Raw genomic sequence first — 2,637 nt, 5'->3', positions numbered from 1 at the left:
CAAGGTCGTGACGGCTGCGTGGACGCACAACAACGCACAGTGGCCCACGAGCAGTGGCGCGTATAGCCAGACCTACTCCACTGGCTACTCGCTGCAGGTCGACAACCCGGGTACCTCGGGCAACGTGACGAAGATCGATGGTTACGGCAATGTCAGCACGGTTGCGTATACCAACGGCACCGTCTCGCTGACGCTTACCGAAGTGCCGCAATACATCGTGTCGAACAACGCGACTGTTGCACAGGCCAATTCGACTGTTCCGGTCGGGTATACGGGCCAGTAAGGGTTGTTCGACGCCGGCCCTTTATAGGTAGTCTGTCCCGCCTTCGGTCATATTGTTCACAACTGGCAGGTAGCTGCCAGCGAAGGCGGGATCTAGAGGTATCCTTTTTATAGTCAAAATCTCGTCCAGAACCACCTATTTGCTTAAGGGGCAGGTTGATGAGGTTTTGAAAGAGGTCTTGAGATTGCGGAACGCTACCAGCTGAAGTATCTGGAAATTGGGACGGACGAGCACCACGTCCATTTGCTCGTGCAATCGGTACCGACTTACAGTGTGACGAAGGTCATGAGGACGGTGAAGAGTCTGACGGCGCTGTGCCTGCTCAACCTTCACTCCAGTGGCGTCCGTTGCCTGCTGCCCTGTGCGGGTAAAGCGCGCAGCCCATGCTGCAATGTCGACTGCGCCGACTCCCATCATTGCGGTGTAACGGCATCGCCCAACTTCTGGCGCGGGCGGAACTCCAGTGGCTGTGCCTCCGCGCGCTCAGATGCCGGTCGTGAAGTGCCACAACTGCCGCACGTGCCGCAGCCATCACCGCAACTGCCGGTCGCCTGGGCGGGCCGCAGCCGGCGGCCGAGCGCCTGCATCACACCCGCGCGCTGCGGCTGCACGAGCGAGGCCGAAGCGGCCGCCAGCGCGCGGGTCGTGAACTGAGGGGCCAGCTTACCAAGCGTATAGAGCAGGCTGACCGTGACCATCAATGCGATCACCGCATACTGCGACCAAAGATTCATGTTCAAGTGAACCACCTTGCGATGTTGCATGTCAGCAGCGAGGCTGTATAAGCCGATACGAACATGTAACTGAACGAGATCGCCACGTTGCGCCAGGAGCGTGTCTCGAGGCGGATCACCGCGAGCGTTGACATGCATTGCGGCGCAACGGCAAACCAGACCAGCAGCGACAGCGCACTGGCGAGGGAAAATTTGCCGGCCAGCGCATGCCCCATGCCAACGGTGTCGGCGTCGTCGCCGACGGCATACACCGTGGCGAGCGCCGCCACGGCCGTCTCACGGGCGGCGAAGGCGGGAATTAGCGACAGGCTGATCTGCCAGTTAAAGCCCAGTGGCGCAAAGACGTACTGCAGGCCGTGGCCAATATACCCCGCAAACGTGTAGTTAATAGCTGGTCCCGTGGCACCTGCTTCGCCTACACGTCGAGATTCTCAAACGGCACCGTGAACAACTGGCACCGCATTATCTGGGCGACGGTCGTGATGTCCGCCTTTGGCGCTCTCTTGAAGCCGATTCGATCGAAGTAGCCCTGCAACACAAAGTTCTCGGCGCGCATCTCTGCTCGTCCTTCCTGGTTAATGGTGTTTGGCAAAGAACTCGGCAGCCCTGGCAAGCGCGCTTTCGACCGCCTTCGCATCGACGTCGAGTTGCGTCACCAGCGCTGGCGCGTCTAGCCGTGACTTCACGCCACGGACTGCACGTGCGGCCAATCCATAGCACCGCTTCGAGAAACCAGCGACTGTCCGCAGCCGTTCGACCCCGGTCGCCTTTTTTGCCTGGCAAGATGCCTTCGACCCTGTCTCATACGTCGTCACTCAGCAGGGTTCAGATGATCCTGTTTTGCTCGCGAAAAAAAATCAGGATGCGAACACATTTCAGCAAATATCAACAGAGCCAGGCACCCCTCATCCCGCTTAGATTCAATGTGTCACACCGAAAAGCGCGTCAGCGCTTTCTTCTGGCGTCAGTCCGACTTTGAAATAGCCTTCCAGCCGTTCGGCCATTGCTTCGCAGAGAATAAACGGCGGACAGATGAAGCCCACCGAAACAGCGTGGTCGAACCACGCATTCATCCACGCGCGCAGTTCTATAACGTCCTCTGGTAAGCCGGTCGATTCATCGTCATCCATGGATTCTCTCCTTCGTCGTGGCCAGGCGGTCAGGCGGCGAGCCGGCCGATGTTCATTGCGGGCCGTGCGTTCCTGCACGGAAACGCATGCCAGCTGCCATCGTCGTGGTGAAAGAAAAATATCGACTCGGATCCGGTCGAGGGTTGCACTTCGACGGGAGCTAGTGAGCAAAGAAGACGGTGGCATTGCGGACGCATCGCACGAATGCACCACGCGTCACATCAGGTTAGGCGTACAAGACAAACGAGGCTATTCTACGAACGGTATGGATTGCTCCTGCCTGGGCATACCTGTCTCATACCCGAGTATGGTGTGGCTCACGGGTGACGGGTCCTGTCACATCCCCAGTGAGTCTTTGGTTGGAGTACGCGGTGATCGCACTGGCTCTGATGTGATGGACGACTCCCGCTACGCAGCGAGAGGTTTATGCCAGAGTGGAGCGGTCGTGACGTCCACGGCAAAGGAGCGTTCATCATGAAGATAGCGACTG

The 2,637-nt window shown here is 58.6% G+C and carries 4 protein-coding genes and 3 pseudogenes; 2 read left to right on the top strand and 5 right to left on the bottom strand.

Going from position 1 to position 2,637, the window contains the following annotated elements; all coding sequences use genetic code 11:
• Positions 1 to 283, top strand: a pseudogene (locus tag HV744_RS36335) (hypothetical protein); the annotation flags it as partial.
• Between the two features lie 177 nt (positions 284 to 460).
• A pseudogene (locus HV744_RS37925) lies at positions 461 to 598 on the top strand (transposase); the annotation flags it as partial.
• A 98-nt stretch (positions 599 to 696) separates the two neighbouring features.
• Here HV744_RS37925 and HV744_RS37920 read toward each other — a convergent pair.
• The 5 genes and pseudogenes from HV744_RS37920 to HV744_RS36305 all read right to left on the bottom strand — a co-directional run bounded on the left by HV744_RS37920 (position 697) and on the right by HV744_RS36305 (position 2,147).
• The gene (locus tag HV744_RS37920) at positions 697 to 1,047 is read right to left on the bottom strand and encodes a DUF6587 family protein (protein WP_246279382.1); all 351 of its coding nucleotides are present in this window, start codon (positions 1,045 to 1,047) and stop codon (positions 697 to 699) included.
• The gene (locus HV744_RS36320; RefSeq protein ID WP_217469222.1) at positions 1,020 to 1,406 is read right to left on the bottom strand and encodes a nucleoside recognition domain-containing protein; all 387 of its coding nucleotides are present in this window, start codon (positions 1,404 to 1,406) and stop codon (positions 1,020 to 1,022) included. The genes HV744_RS37920 and HV744_RS36320 overlap by 28 nt, the downstream gene beginning before the upstream one ends.
• Before the next feature lie 26 nt (positions 1,407 to 1,432).
• Positions 1,433 to 1,573, bottom strand: a complete 141-nt coding sequence (locus HV744_RS36315) for a hypothetical protein (RefSeq protein ID WP_175154049.1) — start codon at positions 1,571 to 1,573, stop codon at positions 1,433 to 1,435.
• A gap of 116 nt (positions 1,574 to 1,689) precedes the next feature.
• Positions 1,690 to 1,803 (bottom strand): annotated as a pseudogene (locus HV744_RS36310) (IS5/IS1182 family transposase); the annotation flags it as partial.
• Positions 1,804 to 1,937: 134 nt separating this feature from the next.
• Positions 1,938 to 2,147, bottom strand: a complete 210-nt coding sequence (locus HV744_RS36305; protein ID WP_175154050.1) for a hypothetical protein — start codon at positions 2,145 to 2,147, stop codon at positions 1,938 to 1,940.
• Positions 2,148 to 2,637 lie beyond the last annotated feature (490 nt).

Source organism: Paraburkholderia ultramafica (assembly GCF_902859915.1).
Classification (GTDB): Bacteria; Pseudomonadota; Gammaproteobacteria; order Burkholderiales; family Burkholderiaceae; genus Paraburkholderia; species Paraburkholderia ultramafica.
The sequence above is the reverse complement of the archived record's forward strand: the minus strand, read 5'-3'. Positions and strand labels throughout refer to the sequence as shown.